The sequence below is a fragment of the Limnohabitans sp. MMS-10A-178 genome, from assembly GCF_003063375.1.
Taxonomy (GTDB): domain Bacteria; phylum Pseudomonadota; class Gammaproteobacteria; order Burkholderiales; family Burkholderiaceae_C; genus Limnohabitans_A.
This window is the reverse complement of sequence record NZ_NERY01000003.1, coordinates 85,037-104,029: the sequence shown is the minus strand read 5'-3', so window position 1 is coordinate 104,029 and position 18,993 is coordinate 85,037. Positions and strand designations below refer to the sequence as shown.

Genomic DNA, 18,993 nt, shown 5'->3' with positions numbered 1-18,993 from the left:
CGACCCTGTTTACCCGGGTTTTAGCCGGCGTTTTGAGCGGCAGCCACTTGCGCAGCCACTTCGGCCGCAAAGTCGTCAACCTTCTTCTCAATGCCCTCACCCACCACGTACAAAGTGAAAGCTTTGACTTGGGTGGCTTCGGCTTTGAGCATTTGCTCAACGGTTTGCTTGTCGTTTTTCACAAAAGTTTGGTTGTTCAAAGACACTTCTTTGAGGTATTTCTGAACAGAACCTTCGATCATCTTGGCGGCGATGTCGGCAGGCTTGCCAGACTCGGCAGCCTTGGCGGTGGCCACTGAACGCTCTTTTTCGATGAGGTCGGCAGGCACGTCGTTGCTGGTCAAGGCCACGGGCTTCATGGCGGCCACGTGCATGGCAACGTCTTTGGCAGCTGTGTCTTTGCCTTCGTATTCAACCAACACTCCAATGCGGGTGCCGTGCAAGTAAGTGGCAATTTGGGCGCCACCGGCCACGCGCTTGAAGCGGCGGAAGCTCATGTTTTCGCCAATTTTGCCAATCAGGCCCTTGCGAACTTCTTCCAATGTAGGACCGAAGCCGTCTTGGCTGTAAGGCAGTTCGCCCAAAGCAGCCACGTCGGCTGGGTTGTTCAAGGCAGCCAACTTGGCAGCGGCATTGGCCAAGGCCAAGAAGCTGTCGTTTTTGGTCACAAAGTCTGTTTCGCAGTTGACTTCGAGCATGGCGCCAGTGTTGCCTTCTGTGTAAGCAACGATCACGCCTTCTGCGGTAACGCGGGAAGCGGCTTTGCCAGCTTTTGTACCCAACTTAACGCGCAGCAACTCTTCTGCTTTGGCCATGTCGCCATCGGCTTCAGTGAGAGCTTTTTTGCATTCCATCATGGGGGCATCGGTTTTAGCGCGCAGTTCAGCGACCATGCTTGCGGTAATAGCCATTTGATTTCTCCGTTTCGTCTTCGAATTAAGGTTCGAACTAATTAAAAATTGATAAAAACTCAGTGCAACTCAGGTTAAAAAAAAGGGGCAAGAAGCCCCTTTTCTCAGGATGAGAGGGCATTAAGCAGAAGCTTCTTGCACTTCAACGAATTCGTCTGCGCCTTCGGCGGCCACAGCATTGACCACGTCTTGAACGGCGTTAGCACGGCCTTCAATGATGGCGTCGGCAATGCCGCGAGCGTACAAGGTAACGGCTTTGGAAGAGTCGTCGTTACCTGGAATGATGTAGTCGATGCCTTCCGGTGAGTGGTTGGAGTCAACCACGCCGATGAGTGGGATGCCCAATTTCTTGGCTTCCAAAATGGCAATCTTGTGGTAACCCACGTCGATCACGAAGATGGCGTCGGGCAATGTGGCCATGTCTTGAATGCCACCGATGTCTTTTTCAAGCTTCTCGATTTCACGTTTGAACATGAGTTGTTCTTTTTTGCTCAAAGAGTCGAGGCCGACTTCTTGCTGAGCCTTCATGTCATTCAAGCGCTTGATGGAAGTCTTGACAGTTTTGAAGTTGGTGAGCATGCCGCCCAACCAGCGTTGGTCAACGTAAGGCACGCCTGCGCGCTGAGCTTCAGCGGCTACGGTTTCACGGGCTTGGCGCTTGGTGCCAACCATGAGGATGTTGCCGCGGTTTGCAGAGAGTTGTTTGACGAACTTCAATGCGTCTTGGAACATCGGCAAAGATTTTTCCAAGTTGATGATGTGAATTTTGTTGCGGTGACCGAAGATGAAGGGGGACATCTTGGGGTTCCAGAAGCGGGTTTGGTGGCCAAAGTGCACACCGGCTTCCAGCATTTCGCGCATAGTAACGGACATATTGTTTCTCCAAAGGTTGGGTCTAAAATCCGGCTCACACATCGGATGTTTGGGATGGGCCTTGGAATGCATCAGGGCTGTTCTCAAACAACCAACACCTTGAAGGAGCCGGTTTGCGATTTACTTGCAGGGAAATTCCTGCTAAGCCTGTCGAGTATAGCATCCCAAATTGCGCTTTTCCCTGCCCAGCCCCCTTCTTCTACACTCTTCTACACTCTTTAATCACCCATCCCCCCCCTACCAACCATGCGCCAAGACCTGATTGCCACCCTGGAAGCACTCGCTCAACAAAAGACCAGCCCATTGGCCGAATGGCAACAAAGCCAAGAATTGGCCAGATCCTCAGCCTGCGACAAGGTATTCATGGCCCTAGAGCCAACAGAGCCGCCTGCGTATTTGAAAGAGCCAAGCTTGCTCAACGCCCCCCTCAAAGGCCTTGCTTTTTCGGTCAAAGACTTGTTTGACGTGGCGGGCAGCCCCACCTTGGCTGGCTCGACGGTTCTCCAAGGCGCGGCTGCTGCCAAGGCCGACTGCTCCGCCGTGGCCCGCTTGAAGCTGGGCGGAGGTGCCTTTTTGGGCCGAACCAATATGGTGGAGTTTGCTTTTTCGGGTATGGGAAACAACCCGCATTACGGCACACCGGCGGCCTGGGACGCCGTTGCAGACAAAGCGGTTTTGAGCAACGGGCAAGGCCATGTGCCTGGTGGCTCCTCTTCCGGCGCGGCTGTTTCGGTGTCCACCGGTGCAGCCTTTATTGGCCTAGGCTCCGACACGGGCGGCTCCATTCGCATCCCTGCAGCCTTGAATGGCATTGTCGGATTTAAAAACACAGCCCGCCTAGTACCAACCCAAGGCGCGTTGCCTTTGTCGACCACCATGGACACCGTTTGCGCCATGACCCGCAGTGTGCGCGACGCCATTTTGACCCATGAGATTTTGGCCAGCAGGAAGGTCTCGCGGTCGTCTCGAACTCTTTCAAGCTACCGTTTGGCCGTTCCAACACAATTGATGCTTGATGGCATGACAGCTGGGGTTCAAAGCGCCTGGGAGCGAAGCCTGTCAAGGCTTTCGAAGGCCGGCGCACAACTGATAGAAATACCCCTCCAAGAGATCAACGAACTGGCTGGGCTCTTGGCGACGGCCAACTTCAGTGCAGCAGAAAGCTACACCTGGCATCGACACTTATTGGCCCAAAGCCAAGCGCAATACGACCCCCGTGTGGCAGCGCGTATCTTGCGAGGTGCCAGCATCATGGCGCATGAATATTTGGATTTACAAGTTGGCAGAACCGCTTGGATTGCCAAAATGCAAGCCCAGTTGAACCAGTACGATGCCGCACTGTCACCCACAGTACCCATCGAAGGCCCCACCCTTGAAAGTGTTGCGCCGGGCGCTGAAAGAGACGAGGTATTTTTCAAAGCCAATGGCTTGCTTCTCCGAAACACCAGCGTGGTCAACATGTTGGACGGTTGCGCTTTGTCTTTGCCAATGCACCATGCGGGTGAATTGCCTACCAGCCTCATGATTTGGCAAGGCCCCATGAAGGACGACCAGATCCTGAACATTTCTTTGGCCATTGAATCGGCATTGAGGCCCGCTTGAAAAAAATCAACTGGCAAGAACCGCTTGCATTGTTCGATGTAGCGCAGACACGCCAGCTTGAAAGCCTGGGTTTGGCACGAGTCAACTCTGGCCCCAGCTTGATGGCGCAAGCTGGTTTGGCAGTGGCCAAATTGGCACTGGCCATCAAACCTTTTGCCCCCTGTTATTGGGTTTTCTGCGGACCAGGCCACAACGGTGGCGATGGTCTGGAAGCAGCCAAGCATTTGCATGAATGGGGGCGTGAAGTGCGCGTGGTGCTTTGGCAGCCTGAATTGAAAAGGCCCGCTGATGCGGCCAAGGCATTGGCATGTGTGAATGCTTTAGGCATTGCGGTGCAAGCCACCTTGCCAGATGAGCTTGATTTAAATGACTTGTGCATTGATGCCATGTTGGGCATTGGGCTGCGGTCGACGGCAACGGCAACCACAACTGAGTCTGCATCGCCCTCGCCCTTCGAAACCCTGATGCAAACTTGGATTGATGGCCTTTACCAGTTAGGCGCAGACGTGTTGGCCGTGGACGTGCCCTCGGGCCTGAATGCCAACACCGGGCAGTTTCAAAATATGTCGAATGGCTTGCACATTCAAGCCAAGCACACGCTGCAGTTGCTAACGGCAAAACCCGGCTGCTTTACCGCGCATGGCAGAGACGCGTGCGGCACACAATGGTTAGAAACTTTGGGGTGCGAAGACCTGCAAAAAAGTGTTACGCCAGCTGCCCAATTGAACGCACCCGCGCGCAAGGTTTCAAAGCCCCTGCACGCCAGCCACAAAGGAAGCTTTGGTGATGTGGCCATTGTGGGCGGCGAATCTGTAGCCTTGCGAGGCATGGGCATGAGCGGCGCTGTCGATTTAGCGGCTTCAGCCGCACTGCATGCTGGTGCAGGTCGTGTGATGGCTTGTTACTTACCATCCGATTCAAATTCTGCTTTGCACACGCCTGTCTTGGCAGAGGTGATGCAACGCAATTTTGCGGCGCTGAATTTAAAGGCAGGCACCATCGTTTGCGGATGTGGCGGCGGCGAGGCAGTGCGCCAAGTTTTGCCCAAAGTGCTTCAAGAAAGTGTGCACTTGATACTGGATGCAGATGCACTCAATGCCATTTCCAAAGATCCATGGCTGCGTGATTTGCTGCGCTTGCGTGCCACCAAAAAATTGTCCACAGTAATCACACCCCACCCTCTAGAAGCTGCAAGACTGCTCAACACCAGCAGCACAGAAGTTCAAAACGACAGACTCTTTGCAGCCCAAACTTTGGCTGAAGATTTGAAGTGCACAGTGGTTCTAAAGGGTTCTGGCACAGTGATTGCCAAAACAGGTCAAACAAGCATCATCAACCCCACAGGCAATGCGGGCTTGGCAACTGGCGGCACAGGCGATGTACTGGCAGGCTTGTTGGGCGCACGCATGGCACAAGGACTGTCAGATTTTGAAGCGGCCTGCGCTGCCGTTTTTGAACACGGCCAAGTGGCCGATGATTGGCGCTTTTCGCGCTTGCCCACCTTGACAGCAGGCAAGCTGGCAGAACTTATCCGCGGCCCGCAAACGGCATCTTGGTAGCCATCACGGTATGGAACATCACGTTGGCTTCTAGCGGCAAGCTGGCCATGTAAACCACAGAAGTACCCACCAAGGCCACATCCATCAAAGGCTCTGCTTTGATTTCAAGGTTGGCTTGAGGCACGCCTTTGGCCATCTTCATGGCCATGGGGGTGGCGGCATTGCCCACATCAATTTGACCCACTGCAATATCGTACTGACGGCCATCTAAAGACGCCGTTTTGGTTAAGCCCGACACTGCATGTTTGGTGGAGGTGTAGGCAATTGAAAACGGACGCGGTGTGGTGGCCGAAATTGAGCCGTTGTTGATGATGCGGCCGCCCATGGGCTTCTGGTCTTTCATCACACGGAAGGCTTCGCGAATGCACAAGAACATACCTGTCAGGTTGGTATCGACCACACCCTTCCACATGTCCAAGCTGAGTTCGGGCAAGGGAATGGCGGGCGTGCTCACGCCTGCATTGTTGAACAGCAAATCGACGCGGCCAAACGTTTTGACGCACTGTGCAAACAAGTTTGCCACAGAGTCTTCTTGGGTGACATCGGTGGGCACCGCCAGCACATTGAAATTGGGGTTGATGGCTTTGGCCTCAGCCACAACTTCTTCCAAATTGGCCACACGTCGGCCTGCCAAAACAACAGACCAGCCAGCGTTCAACAAGGCCAATGCGGTGGCTTTGCCAATGCCTGAACCAGCGCCTGTGACGATGGCAATTTTGGAACTTTGTGTCATGCGAGTTGTCTCCTTAGTAAAAAAGTCAGCCGAATTAACGGCGAGATTTGCGAGCTTGGCTCGATTTTTTCTTACCGGCAGATTTAGGCGGTGCGCCTGCAGGGCCAGATTTGCCATTTCGGCTGGGTAAACCCATGCCGTCCATTTTTCTGGCATTGAAGGGGCGAGACTTGGGTTTGCCTTTAGAGCCATTGGTGCTCTCAGCACCAGACTTAGCCACGCCTTTGTCTCGCAATTGACGCGCACTAAACTCTTCGGCAGGATTGACCAAGCGGAAATCAATTTTGCGGCCATCTAAGTCGACACGGCTAACTTGAATTTGCACGCGCGTGCCAATGGCATAGCGAATACCCGTTCTCTCGCCGCGCAATTCTTGGCGCGCTTCATCGAAGCGGAAATATTCGCCCCCCAACTCGGTGATATGCACCAAGCCTTCGACATACAAAGTATCTAGGGTGACAAAAATTCCGAAGCTGGTGGCTGACGTCACCAAGCCCGAAAACTCTTCGCCTAAATGCTCACGCATGTATTTGCATTTAAGCCATGCTTCTACATCGCGGCTGGCTTCATCGGCGCGACGCTCATTGGCACTGCAATGCAAACCGGCAGCTTCCCAAGCTTGCTGCTCGGCGGGTGACATTTTGATGCGCGGTGCATCGTCCATCTGCGCGCCCGCTTTGTTTTTCTGCAAGCGCTTGGCCAATTTGGCATGCGCTTCGCCAGGCAATGGCAATGCCGGCAGCTGGTATTTTTTGTGCGCCAAGATGGCTTTGATAACGCGGTGCACCAGCAAGTCGGGGTAACGGCGAATGGGGCTGGTGAAGTGCGTGTAAGCCTCATACGCTAAGCCAAAGTGCCCGCTGTTGATGGGCGTGTAAATGGCTTGCTGCATCGAGCGCAGCAACATGGTGTGAATTTGCTGTGCATCGGGCCGCTCTTTGGTGGCCTGTGCTATGTGTTGAAACTCGCTGGGCTTGGGCTCATCACTCACGGTGTAGGGCAAGCCCAATGCCTTGAGGTAATTGCGCAGCAAATCTTTTTTCTCGGGGGTGGGCCCTTCGTGAACGCGGAACAAACCGGGGTGCTTGCTGCTTTGAATAAAGTCGGCGCTGCACACGTTGGCAGCCAACATGGCTTCTTCAATGAGGCGGTGTGCTTCAGTGCGCGTGCGCGGCACAATTTTCTCAATGCGGCCGTTGTCATCGCAAATGATTTGGGTTTCGGTGGTTTCAAAATCGACTGCACCGCGCACTGCGCGCGATGCCAACAACGCTCGGTACACATCGTGCAAGTTGAGCAAATCATTCACACGCGCTTTGCGCTTGATGGCTTCAGGGCCGCGCGTGTTGGCCAAAATAGCGGCCACTTCGGTGTAGGTAAAGCGTGCATGGCTGTACATCACTGCCGGATAAAACTGATAGGCGTGAATGTCGCCTTTGGCAGTGATGAGCATGTCGCACACCATGCACAAGCGCTCTACTTCAGGATTGAGCGAGCACAATCCATTGGAGAGTTTTTCGGGCAGCATGGGAATGACACGGCGCGGAAAGTACACGCTGGTAGCGCGGTCGTAGGCATCGATATCAATGGCGCTGCCGGTTTGAACATAGTTGCTCACATCGGCAATGGCCACCAACAAGCGCCAGCCCTTGGCCTTGCCAATTTTGGCTGGCTCGCAATACACCGCATCGTCAAAATCGCGGGCGTCTTCGCCGTCGATGGTGACCAAGGGTATGTCGGTTAAATCAATTCTGTCTTTGCTATCTTGTGGGCGCACTTTGTCGGGCAACTCGCGCGCCAATTCCAAACATGCAGCAGAAAATTCGTGCGGCACACTGTACTTGCGAACCGCAATGTCAATTTCCATTCCGGGGTCGTCAATTTCGCCCAACACTTCTTTAACGCGGCCCACAGGTTGGCCAAACAATGCAGGCGGTTCGGTGAGTTCAACCACCACCACTTGACCTGGCTTGCCTGCGCCAATGCCCACTTTGGGAATGAGAATGTCTTGGCCGTAGCGCTTGTCTTCTGGGGCCACAATCCAGATGCCACCTTCGTTGAGCAAACGACCAATGATGGGGTGAGCAGGTCGCTCAATGATTTCAACCACGCGGCCTTCGGGCCTGCCTTTGCGATCTTGCCGAACAATGCGAACCTTGACACGATCTTTGTGCAACACCGCGCGCATTTCGTTGGGCGGCAAAAAAATATCACCATCGCCATCGTCACGAATGAGGAAGCCATGACCATCGCGATGGCCTTGCACGCTGCCCTCGATTTCATCGAGAGCGCCGGAGGGTTGGCTAATTTTTTTGATATACAATCCTTTGTTCTTGTCCTGAGAGCCCAGGTGGCGGAATTGGTAGACGCACTAGTTTCAGGTACTAGCGAGTAACTTCGTGGGGGTTCGAGTCCCTTCCTGGGCACCAAGTTTAATCAAAGCTGCACACATGGCAGCTTTTTTTTCGTCAATATTTTTTTCAACTTACACCGGAACTGCAATGAGGTCGTGACCTTCAACGCCTACAATGCGCGCCCGAATCAAGTCACCCGCTTTGTAAGTCTTGCTAACTTTCTCTGGCGGCAATAATCTCACCACGCCATCAATTTCGGGGGCATCGGCATACGTTCGGCCCACGCCACCTTTTTTACCCATGGCAATGGCAGAGTCCACCAAGACCTGCATGCTGGCTCCAATGCGTTGTTGCAAGCGCTGAATAGACACTTCTTCGGCCACAGCCATAAAGCGCGAACGGCGCTCTTCCCTCAAAGCCTCTGGCAGCATGCCGGGCAATTCGTTGGCGGTAGCACCTTTGACAGGGCTGTATGCAAAACAACCTGCTCGATCAATTTGAGCTTCGCGCACAAAGTTGAGCAGGTGTTCAAACTCTTCTTCGGTTTCGCCAGGAAAGCCTGCAATGAAGGTGCTGCGAATAACCAACTGAGGACACATTTCGCGCCACTTTTGAATGCGCTCTAAATTCTTCTCGCCACTGGCGGGCCGCTTCATGCGCTTGAGCACATCGGGGTGGCTGTGCTGCAAAGGCACATCCAAATAAGGCAAGACCAAGCCTGTGGCCATGAGGGGCACAATGTCGTCAACACTGGGGTACGGGTAAACATAGTGCAGGCGCACCCAAGCACCGTGTTTTTGCGCCATTTCGCCCAAAGCTTGAACCAATTCAAGCATGCGCGTTTTGACGGGGCGGCCTTCCCAAAATCCGGTGCGGTACTTCATATCCACGCCATAAGCCGAAGTGTCTTGGCTAATAACCAACAACTCTTTCACGCCGCCTTCAAACAAAGCCTGCGCTTCTTTGAGCACATCGCCAATGGGGCGTGACACCAAATCGCCGCGCATGGAGGGGATGATGCAGAAAGTACAGCGGTGGTTGCAGCCTTCACTGATTTTCAAATAGGCATAGTGGCGGGGGGTGAGTTTGAGGCCCGCCTCACCAAAGGAATTGGGCACCAAATCTAAAAATGGGTCGTGCGGTTTGGGCAAATGCGCATGCACCGCGTCCATCACCTCTTGCGTGGCATGCGGGCCTGTGACGGCCAACACACTGGGGTGCATTTCGCGCACCATGTTGCCGCCGCTGTCGGATTCTTTGGCACCCAAACAGCCGGTCACAATCACCCTGCCATTGACATTCAAGGCTTCAGAGATGGTGTCCAAACTTTCCTTCACGGCATCGTCAATGAAGCCGCAGGTGTTGACGATGACCAGATCGGCACCTTCAAAAGTTTTGGAGGTTTGATAGCCCTCCGCACTGAGCTGTGTGAGGATGAGCTCGGAGTCTGTGAGAGCCTTGGGACAGCCCAAGCTCACAAATCCCACTTTGGGGGCTGCCAATGGGGCGGTTTCAGAGGCGCTGGCTATTTCGTTCATGCCCCTATTGTCCCAGTATTTTGGTCAGCCTGACGGGTGCTCTTGGACTGGCCGCGTCCGAGGTCAAATTCAGGGCTTGAGGCAAAATTTAGGGCTTGATGCCAAATGCGCTGAGAAATTGGGCCGTTTGCTTCTGCATTTGCTCTTGCATTTGGCTCATGATGTTTTGCGACTGGTGCCCCATTTTGGACTGCATGAGCATGAGCGACTGCAGGTTGCTCTCCAAATAAGCCCCCATGTGGCCCTGCATGGCATGACCATAAAACCGAATGATGTTGGCCAAAACCGCCTCGGTAAACATGGGCGCTCCAGACGACTCCTCCTCCAAAATGATTTGAAGGAGCAAGCTGCGCGTGAGGTCTTCACCCGATTTGGCGTCGCGCACCACAAAGGTTTCACCTTGCATGACCAATTGCTTGATTTCACTCAAAGTGACATAACTGGAGGTGGCCGTGTCGTAAAGCCTGCGGTTAGGGTATTTTTTGATCACCCGCTCCGGCTTAGCAGCAGTAGATTCGGCATCAGCCGATGGAGCGGCAGGTTTTCTGGCCATGATTTAGACTCTTCAAAAGATGAACAAGGATCTCACTTCAATGCAGCAACAGACCACAGCATGCTGCACCGCAACAGATTCTAAAGTTTTCAATTCACGCTGTACTACGGGGAGTTACCCTCAACCATGACTCAAATTGATACGCTCATTCAGAATGCCCTGGTGTTTGATGGCTCAGGCGCGGCGCCCGAGCAGCTAGACCTTGCGATTCACCAAGGCAGCATTTTGGCCATTGGCAAAAGCTTGGCATACACCGCCCAGCATGTGGTCGATGCAACGGGGCTTGCACTCATGCCTGGCATCATCGATTCTCACACGCACTTTGATGCTCAAATTACTTGGGACTCGCACGTTAGGCCCTCCCCAGCCTTGGGTGTGACCACTGCCGTCATTGGCAACTGCGGCTTCACCATTGCGCCTTGCCGCCCCAAAGATCGCGAACTCACCATGCGCAACTTGACGCAGGTGGAGGGTATGTCGCTGCAAGTTTTGCAACACGGCATAGACTGGGATTTTGAAACCTTCCCCGAATATTTGTCCATGCTCAAACGCAAGCAATGCGCCATCAATGTGGCGGCCTACATTGGGCACTCGTCGGTGCGCACCTGGGTCATGGGCGACGATGCCAACAAACGCGAGGCCACTGCCGCTGAAATTGAAGAAATGGCCGCCTTGGTGCGCGATGCCATGGCGGCAGGTGCCATTGGCTTTGCCACCAGCACCAGCCCTGCTCACAACGGTGAAGGCGGTTTTCCCATGCCCTCGCGCTTGGCCTCAGACGAAGAAATGATGCAACTCACTATGGCCATGAGCAGCCAAGGAGGCGGCGTTTACATGGTGACCAAAGGTGGCCAAATGCCTGTTGCATTTTTAGAGTCCTTGGCGGCGGCCAGCAATCGACCTGTGATGGTGGCTGCCCTGCTTCACAATTCAACCAACCCGCAAGGGGTGTTCAATGATTTGAAAGCCATTAGCGAAGCCAACGAACGCGGCCGCAAGCTCAAAGGCCAAGTGTCGTGCTGCCCCTTGAGCATGGACTTTACATTTGCATCGGCTTATCCAGTAGAGGGCCTTGTCAACTGGAAGCCTGCATTGGGTTTGCCACACGACGCCCTGAAAGCTTGTTTGGCCAGCACTGAATTTAGAGCCAAAGTCAAAAACGAGCTGTTGCAAACTGCGTCCTTTCGCTTGTTCAACAACGAATGGGAAAAGGTCCATGTGGTGGAAACCTTCAAACCCGAAAACCAGCACTTTGAACAACAAAGCGTGGCCAGCTTGGCCTTGCAAAAAGGCATAGATCCCCTCGACTTTGCGCTCGACTTGGCCTTAGATGAAGATTTGCGCACCGTGTTCACAGCCATGCTGCTCAACAGCGAAACCGAAGCAGTAGCCAAGTTGCTAAATCACCCACACAGCTTGGTGTCCCTGAGTGACGCAGGCGCCCACCTCACATTTTTCAATGACGCAGGTTTTGGTTTGCATCTGCTCGGCTACTGGTCCAGAGAAATGGGCGCCATGAGCATGGCCCAGGCCGTGCACCAACTCACTGCGCAACCTGCCGAAATTTTGGGTTTGAAAAACAGAGGCCTTTTGCGCCAAGGCTACGCCGCCGACCTGCTCTTGTTCGACCCCCAAACCGTGGGACGTGGCCCCAAAAAACGCGTCTTCGATTTGCCCTTGGGCGCCCCCCGCCTGCACACCGATTCCATTGGCGTGCATGGTGTCTGGGTCAACGGCCACCTCACCGCCGATCAAAACGGCATGCGAGAAAACACCTCCCTGGCCGGCCAACTCATCACAGAATTTAACTGAGATCAAACTCCACGCACACTTGTCCTCTTAATTGGGGTCAGATCAACATTAATTTTCCAGCGCTGTTAAGGTTTACTTATGAAAACACGTTTTCTATTAGCTTTGTTCTTCATTTTCTGGAGTCAATCCGCCATGGCCATTGAAGAACCCCGATTTACGTCAATCTTCAAGTCGGGCTCATTTGAAGTTCGCCAGTACGCCCCCATGCTGGTGGCCGAAACCGTGGTGGACGGCGACATGGATGAGGCCTCTACCCGAGGCTTTCGAAAAATTGCCGACTTTATTTTTGGCAACAACCAGTCTGCTCAAACAGGTGGCTCCGCCAAAATAGCCATGACTGCGCCCGTGACGCAAGAGCCACAATTAGAAAAGTCAGAAAAGATTGCAATGACGGCACCCGTCACCATGGGCGCTGCCAACAACACTACAGACAGCAACATGGCGGGCAGCAACAAATGGCGAATCCATTTTGTCATGCCCTCTAAGTACACCATGGCCAACATTCCACAACCCAAAAATGCCGATGTCAAATTGAGAGAAATTCCGGGCAAGTATTTTGCGCTTTACAACTACACCGGATTTAATACAAAGACGCAAGTGCAAGCCAAAACAGATGAGCTTGTAGCATGGGTTCGCGAAAAGAATTTGAAGGCATTGAGCAGCCCTCAGCTTTCACGCTACGACCCGCCTTGGACCTTGCCCATGTTTCGCCGTAACGAAATCATGATTGAAATTGAAGAGGTCAAATCATTCAATTAAGTCAGCTCGCTCCAAAGCAAGTACAAGCCGCTGAGAACCACCACGCTGGCACCTACCACCACGGCAAAGTCGGGAATTTGACCAAATATGAGCCAACCCCCTACGCTCATGTAAATAATTTGCTGGTACAAAAAAGGACCCAACACCGCAGCGGTGGCATATCGATGTGCAAGGGCCGAAGCTGCATGCCCCAGGCCACCGGTCAATCCTGTTAAAACAATGACGGCCCAAACCACCCAACCGTCGGGGGCTTGCCATTGCCACAAGGCAAATGGCATTAGCAAAACAGTAGGGACCGCTGCTGACGCCAACTGCGTCGAAATAGGATGATCGCTGCTAGCCAATTTGCGCGTCATTAAATTAAAAGCAGCATACAAAAACGCATTGCCAATGCTGAGAAAAATTGCGGGATGAAAACTCTGACTCCCAGGTCGAATGATGATGAGCACACCCGCAAAACCAACACAAATGGCAACCCAGCGTTTGGCATCGAGTTTTTCACCCAATAGCCATGCAGAAATGAGTGCAATGAGGATTGGCACGGAGAACTGAACTGCAGCTGTTTCTGCTAACTGTAGAAATTGCAAGGCAAAAAAGTTAAGCCCCGTCATGAGCGCGAGCATGACACCGCGAAGCAATTGCAATCGTGGATTTTTAATTTTGAACAATTCAGGCCCCATCGAGGGCATGAAAATAGCAGTGGTCAAAATGGTGTGAAACAAAAAACGCAACCAAACCACCTGCAATACTGGGACGGTTTGGACCAGCCACTTGGCACTGGTATCTAGCACCGCAAACATCAGGGTCATTGCCGTCACAAGGGCAATGCCTATCTGACGGTTGCGTGCGGTGTCGCTTAAAAGTTGTGACATGAAGAGAAACTTATTTCACAACCCAAAAGAGGGAGTTTTCATTGGGTTTTGTGTGTCACTGAGGGTAAGAACCAATGTGATTGATTCTACGAGATTCACTATACTGAATCTGTCGTTACGGATGACGTACCCATTTCAAAGACTCAAATGACCCAACCCACCATCGCGCTTTTTACAGGCGACCCTGCCGGCATCGGCCCCGAGCTGGTTCAAAAGCTCCTAAATCACAGCACTGCCCAACAAGCTGCCAAGATCATTTTGATTGGCCAAAAAGACAGTGTGCAAGCTGCTCCCAACGTAAGCTGGCACCAATGGTCTGGCTTCAATGCCCCTGCCTTTCCCAGAGCCACCTATGACGCCAACAACGGCGCCTACATGATTGCCGCATTGGCCGAAGGCGTTTCTCTGGTTCGCGATGGCAAAGCCCACGCCTTTTGTTTTGCACCGCTCAACAAAAGCGCTTTGCGCTTGGGCGGCATGCACCAAGAAGACGAGCTGCGCTGGTTTGCAGAATTTTTAAATTACAAGGGCGTGTGCGGCGAACTCAATGTGCTGCAAGACCTCTGGACTTCCCGCGTCACGTCCCATGTGGCACTGAAAGAAGTGAGCCAGTTGCTCAGCAGCCAAAAAGTGTTTGACTCCATTGAAATGATTGCCAAGGCCCTGAAGGCCTCTGGCAAGTCTCAGCCTCGTCTGGCTGTTTGTGGCCTGAACCCCCACAACGGCGACAACGGCAACTATGGCGATGAAGAAATCAAAATCATTGCGCCAGGTGTACAGATGGCGCAAAAGGCAGGCATCCCCGCCGACGGCCCCTTCCCTGCCGACACAGCCTTTGTGCGCGCCATTCGCAAAGAAGGCGGCTACGACGGCGTGGTCACCATGTACCACGACCAAGGCCAAATTGCCATGAAGCTCATGGGCTTTGAAAAAGGTGTCACGGTGCATGGCGGCTTGCCCATGCCAATCACCACGCCCGCACATGGCACCGCCTACGACATTGCAGGCCAAAACGTGGCCAACCCGCAAGCCATGCTAAACGCCTTCGATTTGGCCTGCCGAATGGGACAACACCACCAACAACAAATCGCTTAAACATACTCAACATTGATACTAAGGAGGAGACCCCATGAAAAAAGTTCTAGCCGTCTTAACGTCTGCCATTTTGTTGGCTGTCAGTGCCCAAGCCCAAACTGCCTATCCCACCAAACCCGTCAAACTCATGGTGGGCGCGGGGGCTGGCGGCGGCACCGACATCATTGCGCGCATGTTGGCCGAAAAAATGACCGAGTCACTCAAGGGCAACTTCATTGTTGAAAACAAGCCAGGCGCATCCAACACCATTGCAGCCGACCTGACCGCCAAAGCCGCCCCCGATGGCCACACCCTGCTGGTGGCCACCAACACGGGTCAAGCCATTGCACCGCACCTGATCAAATTGGCTTTCGATCCCATCAAAGACTTAACGCCCATTGGCTTGGTGGTCACTGTGCCCAATGTGCTGGTGGTGGGTAGCAACGTGCCCGCCAACAACGTCAAGGAGTTGGTTGCGCTCATGAAAGCCAAGCCAGAAGATTTCAAATACGCGTCTTCTGGTGTGGGCAGCACGCAGCACATTGCAGGTGAAGGCTTTGACATTGCCGCAGGCGTCAAAAGCGTGCACGTGCCCTACAAAGGCAGCGCCCAAGCTCACCTAGACATCATTGCTGGCAATGTACAAATCATGTTTGACACCACCTCCTCTGCCATGGGTCAAATTAAAGCTGGCAAGTTCAAGCCATTGGCGGTTACCACACCGCAGCGTTCAGCCGAGTTGCCCAACGTGCCTACCCTGGCCGAAGCCGGCGTTTCAGGATTTGAAATGAGCACCTGGTATGGCGTTTTTGTAACCGCTGGCACACCCCCCGATGTGGTGGCCAGGTTGCAAACCGAGCTGGCACGCATCATCAAACTGCCCGATGTGCAAGCCAGGCTCAAAGGCCTAGGCGGTGAGCCCGGCAACATCAGCCCCGAAGAGTTCAGCCGATTCAACCGCCAAGAATTTGAGCGCTTTGGCAGGCTCATCAAGCAAGCCAACATCAAAATGAATTAACGGTGCAACATACCATCCCCCTCTTCCCCCTTTCTCAGGGCGTATTTCCCGATGGGATGTTGCCGCTTCAAATTTTTGAAGTGCGCTACCTCGACCTGATCAAGCGGTGCCATCAACAGCAATTGCCTTTTGGCATCGCTTGGATAAAACAAGGCAGTGAAGTGCAAGTGCCTGGCGAAGTGCCAGCGCTGCACTCATTGGGTTGCTTGGCGCACATCAGAGAGATGGAGCAAGTTCAGCCCAATTTTTTTCGCATCGTGTGCCAAGGTGGTTTGAGGTTTGAATTGCACGATGTGCAAGCAGGCCCCTTTGGCGTGTGGCAAGGCAGTGTGAGCTACTTGGCGCAAGATGAAGAAGTGGAAGTACCTTCAGCCCTGCAAAGCTTTGCCGACCGGCTTGGCAAAGTGATTGCAAAAGCGCAGCAACAAGGCGTGATCGACAGACTGCCCATCTTCCCGCCCTACCAATTGGATCAGTGCGGCTGGGTGGCCAACCGCTACGCCGAAGCCATGCCCCTCAGCCCGGCCATCAAACTGCAACTGTTGGGCGAGCTCGATCCCTTGAAACGTTTAGAGGCTGTGACCCAATTCAGTGAATAACCTCATTGAATGACTTGCTGATCTCGAATGCGGTGCATGCTCTCAATGTTAACCACCCAAACCAGCCCATCGCCAATTTGGCCGGCAGCTGCCCTGCAGCCAATTGGTTGAGCTGAATTTTGTTTTGCTCCACCATCAGTTGAGCGGTTTGCAAGCGTTCACGTGCTGTGATGATTTCAGCATCGGCTTTGATGATCTCGTAGCGTGCAGCTTCGCCGCTAGCCACCCTCACTCGCACTCGCTCGCGCACTTGCTCTAGCAGCTGCACGTCTTCTGCGCCTGCCTCAAACAAAGCTTGGTGCAAAAGGACTTGGAAAATGCGAAGCCTCGTCTCGCTGATCAATTCATTGCGGGTGAGCCGGAGGAGCTGGTTGCTTTCCTGCTCGGAAATAAATGGGGTCAGATCAACATTAATTTTTTGTGATTCACAGCGATCTATGCGCTTAGTAAATTAATGTTGATCTGACCCCATTTATTTGACCCCAATTAATCGACCCCAATTATTTATTTCACGATAGGCGCAATGCTGCTGAACTGGTCGGTCCAGAGGCGCAAACCGGTTTGGTCTTGGGGGTCGGTGCCAATCTTGCGACCTGCTTCGTCTAAAACATCACGGCTGATTGAGGGGTGGGCTTTAAGGTAAGCCTGGTCGTTTGTCATCACGAAGTGCAAATTGCGGCGAATGTTTCGCACGTCATCAGCCATTTGAAATTTATGGCGGTACGTCATGCCCAACACCTCCGACTGCGCCTTCACAATAGGATACAAATTCAAATACGCATTGGTGATGTTGATGGCAATGTAGCCATCGGGCTTGAGGTGATTGGCGTAAATTTGAAATGCCTCGCGCGTGAGCAAATGAATGGGCACCGAGCCACCCGTGAAGGCATCCAGCACAATGACGTCATACTGCTTGTCCTTGGGCAACTGCGCCATGCGAAGACGTGCATCACCCAACAAGATATTTTGTTCTTTGGCTTTGCACGATTTCAAATTGTCAAACCACTCTTGCGCAAACCGCACGGCTGCTGGATTGATTTCATAAAAATCATAGGCATCGGCCTCACGCGCATAGTTGGCCAAGGTGCCGGCACCCAGTCCAATGAGAGCAACAGACAAATTGGGTTTTTGCTGCATGGCCCACAAAAGCGTGTCGCCAATACCGCTGTCGCGGCCGTAATAGGTGGTGGGCACATGGCGAAGTTTGTCGGACAAAAACTGCTGGCCGTGGGTCACGTTGCCACTGAAGAACACCCTGTCGTTCAATTCTGGCTCAGCCTTGAAAAGCCGCTCCTTGACAGACACCGTGCCATAGAAATTGCGTTCTTGGTCTAACAAAATTTCAGTGCGATCTTCGCTGTCAATATCTCGCCAAGACCACGGGTTCTGCATGGCCACCAACAAAACCACCATGCCTGTGGCTGTAGCCACGCCGCCAAGGCGCATGGCACGCCCAGCCAAACCGGCAAGTGGCAAAGAAGAGCGAAACAAAACATGGCTGGCCAACAAAGCAACCAGCACCAAGGCCATTAACCACTCGTGGTAATCGTCAAAATATTGGGTGGCCACCAGCGTGACAAACAAGCCGCCAAATGCACCGCCTATCGACATGCAAAGATAAAACTCTGTGAGCCAGCGCGTGTCGGTTGGTCGGCGGCGATACAACTCGCCATGGCACAGCATGCACACCACAAACAACAAAGCATAGTGCGACCAACGCACATCATTAACACCGTAGTCCCACTCAAAGCCAAGCCAACGCGGAATGTCACTCATACCCGCAGTGACCAAGAGCAACACCAAAGTGAGCGCGCCAAACAGCCTGGGGCGATACCAGCGCGGGTGATCGAAGGTGAGAATGAAGGTTACCAAGTACAAACCGAGCGTTGAAATCCAAAGCCGGGGCTCGGGCGCAACGTCATGGCTAATTTGATCGGTGGCTGCAATGAACACCAAAGAGGCCAACGCAGGCAGTGCAATCCATGACAAACGCTGCGCCAAGGGCAGCTTGGTTTTGGGACCAAGTTGAACGGCCGCATTGGCAGTTTCTGGTTTGTTTTGCCAAGCGCCCAAAGCCACTGGCAAACACAGCAAGGCAAAGACCCAAAAGCCGATGGTCCACAACTGGCCCATTTGCTGCTGTTCTAGCCAAGGCTCGAGCACATAGGGAAATGAAAGCAGCGCCAAAAACGAGCCCACGTTGGACAAAGCGTACAAACGGAAAACAGATTGCGCGTGCGCCGTGTTGGTAAACCAATGCTGCACCAAGGGGCCTGTGGTTGCCAAACAAAAGTAAGGCAAACCCACACTGAGCCCCAAAATTTGCAAGACCTGAAGCACCGGTAAGTCGGGAGAATCGGGCCGCATATCGACCCCAGGCAGCACCCTAGAGGCCAACAGCGCCGCCAAGATCAACACCGCAACGTGAATGCGCGCCTGGGTTTTGCGAGACGACAAACTGGCCAAGGCGTGCGCATAGAAATATCCCAAACACAACAAGGATTGGAAAAACAGCATGGCCGTTGTCCAAACCGCAGGACTGCCACCAAACCAAGGCAGGATTTGCTTGCTGATGAGCGGTTGAACTTGAAACAACAAAAATGCGCTGGTGAAGATGGTGAGCGCAAAAGGGAGAAAACTCCAAGGATTGGTGGAATTGTTAGTAGAAGAATGGTTCATTGTCCAAGCTCAAGGCCCTTAGAGGAATGGCAAGCATTCTAGTAGTTTCTGAAATCG

The 18,993-nt window shown here is 53.2% G+C and carries 16 protein-coding genes and 1 tRNA gene; 8 read left to right on the top strand and 9 right to left on the bottom strand.

The genetic code is table 11. From position 1 onward, the window contains the following. Positions 1 to 20: 20 nt before the first annotated feature. Together tsf and rpsB are read right to left on the bottom strand one after the other, a co-directional pair. Positions 21 to 911, bottom strand: coding sequence for a translation elongation factor Ts (gene tsf / locus B9Z32_RS12215; protein ID WP_108421714.1), 891 nt, complete (start codon positions 909 to 911; stop codon positions 21 to 23). A 120-nt stretch (positions 912 to 1,031) separates the two neighbouring features. Then, positions 1,032 to 1,784, bottom strand: coding sequence for a 30S ribosomal protein S2 (gene rpsB / locus B9Z32_RS12210; protein WP_108421713.1), 753 nt, complete (start codon positions 1,782 to 1,784; stop codon positions 1,032 to 1,034). A 246-nt stretch (positions 1,785 to 2,030) separates the two neighbouring features. On the opposite strand from rpsB, the gene B9Z32_RS12205 reads away from it, so the two are divergent. Beyond that, complete coding sequence (locus tag B9Z32_RS12205; protein ID WP_108421712.1) at positions 2,031 to 3,386, top strand: amidase; 1,356 nt, start codon at positions 2,031 to 2,033, stop codon at positions 3,384 to 3,386. Beyond that, positions 3,383 to 4,945 (top strand): NAD(P)H-hydrate dehydratase, encoded by a 1,563-nt coding sequence (locus B9Z32_RS12200; RefSeq protein WP_108421711.1) that lies wholly within the window; start codon positions 3,383 to 3,385, stop codon positions 4,943 to 4,945. Before B9Z32_RS12205 ends, B9Z32_RS12200 begins: the two co-directional genes overlap by 4 nt. Here B9Z32_RS12200 and B9Z32_RS12195 read toward each other — a convergent pair. Beyond that, entirely contained in the window at positions 4,914 to 5,678 is a 765-nt protein-coding gene (locus B9Z32_RS12195; RefSeq protein WP_108421710.1) for an SDR family oxidoreductase, read from the bottom strand. The genes B9Z32_RS12200 and B9Z32_RS12195 overlap by 32 nt on opposite strands. A gap of 34 nt (positions 5,679 to 5,712) precedes the next feature. Further along, a complete protein-coding gene (gene rnr, locus B9Z32_RS12190; RefSeq protein WP_108421709.1) occupies positions 5,713 to 8,001 on the bottom strand; it encodes a ribonuclease R in 2,289 nt (762 codons plus the stop codon). Between the two features lie 21 nt (positions 8,002 to 8,022). On the opposite strand from rnr, the gene B9Z32_RS12185 reads away from it, so the two are divergent. Continuing rightward, positions 8,023 to 8,107, top strand: a tRNA-Leu gene (locus B9Z32_RS12185). A 56-nt stretch (positions 8,108 to 8,163) separates the two neighbouring features. Here B9Z32_RS12185 and rimO read toward each other — a convergent pair. Further along, entirely contained in the window at positions 8,164 to 9,570 is a 1,407-nt protein-coding gene (gene rimO, locus B9Z32_RS12180; RefSeq protein WP_108421708.1) for a 30S ribosomal protein S12 methylthiotransferase RimO, read from the bottom strand. Between the two features lie 88 nt (positions 9,571 to 9,658). Then, on the bottom strand, positions 9,659 to 10,123 hold the full coding sequence (gene phaR, locus B9Z32_RS12175) for a polyhydroxyalkanoate synthesis repressor PhaR (protein WP_108421707.1): 465 nt from the start codon (positions 10,121 to 10,123) through the stop codon (positions 9,659 to 9,661). Positions 10,124 to 10,249: 126 nt separating this feature from the next. Between phaR and B9Z32_RS12170 the strand changes: the two genes are divergently transcribed. Then, positions 10,250 to 11,935 (top strand): amidohydrolase family protein, encoded by a 1,686-nt coding sequence (locus tag B9Z32_RS12170; protein ID WP_108421706.1) that lies wholly within the window; start codon positions 10,250 to 10,252, stop codon positions 11,933 to 11,935. A 78-nt stretch (positions 11,936 to 12,013) separates the two neighbouring features. Next, positions 12,014 to 12,694, top strand: a complete 681-nt coding sequence (locus B9Z32_RS12165) for a heme-binding protein (protein ID WP_233248310.1) — start codon at positions 12,014 to 12,016, stop codon at positions 12,692 to 12,694. On the opposite strand, the gene B9Z32_RS12160 is transcribed toward B9Z32_RS12165, so the two are convergent. Further along, the gene (locus tag B9Z32_RS12160) at positions 12,691 to 13,566 is read right to left on the bottom strand and encodes a DMT family transporter (RefSeq protein WP_108421705.1); all 876 of its coding nucleotides are present in this window, start codon (positions 13,564 to 13,566) and stop codon (positions 12,691 to 12,693) included. The genes B9Z32_RS12165 and B9Z32_RS12160 overlap by 4 nt on opposite strands. A gap of 147 nt (positions 13,567 to 13,713) precedes the next feature. Here B9Z32_RS12160 and B9Z32_RS12155 point away from each other — a divergent pair, with 147 nt between their 5' ends. From B9Z32_RS12155 to B9Z32_RS12145, 3 genes are read left to right on the top strand one after another with little or no spacing between them, the layout of a single operon-like run. Then, positions 13,714 to 14,661 (top strand): 4-hydroxythreonine-4-phosphate dehydrogenase PdxA, encoded by a 948-nt coding sequence (locus B9Z32_RS12155; RefSeq protein ID WP_108421704.1) that lies wholly within the window; start codon positions 13,714 to 13,716, stop codon positions 14,659 to 14,661. A 34-nt stretch (positions 14,662 to 14,695) separates the two neighbouring features. Then, the gene (locus tag B9Z32_RS12150) at positions 14,696 to 15,658 is read left to right on the top strand and encodes a tripartite tricarboxylate transporter substrate binding protein (protein ID WP_108421703.1); all 963 of its coding nucleotides are present in this window, start codon (positions 14,696 to 14,698) and stop codon (positions 15,656 to 15,658) included. A 2-nt stretch (positions 15,659 to 15,660) separates the two neighbouring features. Next, on the top strand, positions 15,661 to 16,257 hold the full coding sequence (locus B9Z32_RS12145) for an LON peptidase substrate-binding domain-containing protein (protein WP_146179489.1): 597 nt from the start codon (positions 15,661 to 15,663) through the stop codon (positions 16,255 to 16,257). Here the strand turns inward: B9Z32_RS12145 and B9Z32_RS12140 are convergent. Further along, the gene (locus B9Z32_RS12140; protein ID WP_233248308.1) at positions 16,247 to 16,600 is read right to left on the bottom strand and encodes a hypothetical protein; all 354 of its coding nucleotides are present in this window, start codon (positions 16,598 to 16,600) and stop codon (positions 16,247 to 16,249) included. The genes B9Z32_RS12145 and B9Z32_RS12140 overlap by 11 nt on opposite strands. Positions 16,601 to 16,761: 161 nt before the next feature. Further along, the gene (locus B9Z32_RS12135) at positions 16,762 to 18,936 is read right to left on the bottom strand and encodes a spermidine synthase (protein ID WP_108421700.1); all 2,175 of its coding nucleotides are present in this window, start codon (positions 18,934 to 18,936) and stop codon (positions 16,762 to 16,764) included. Positions 18,937 to 18,993 lie beyond the last annotated feature (57 nt).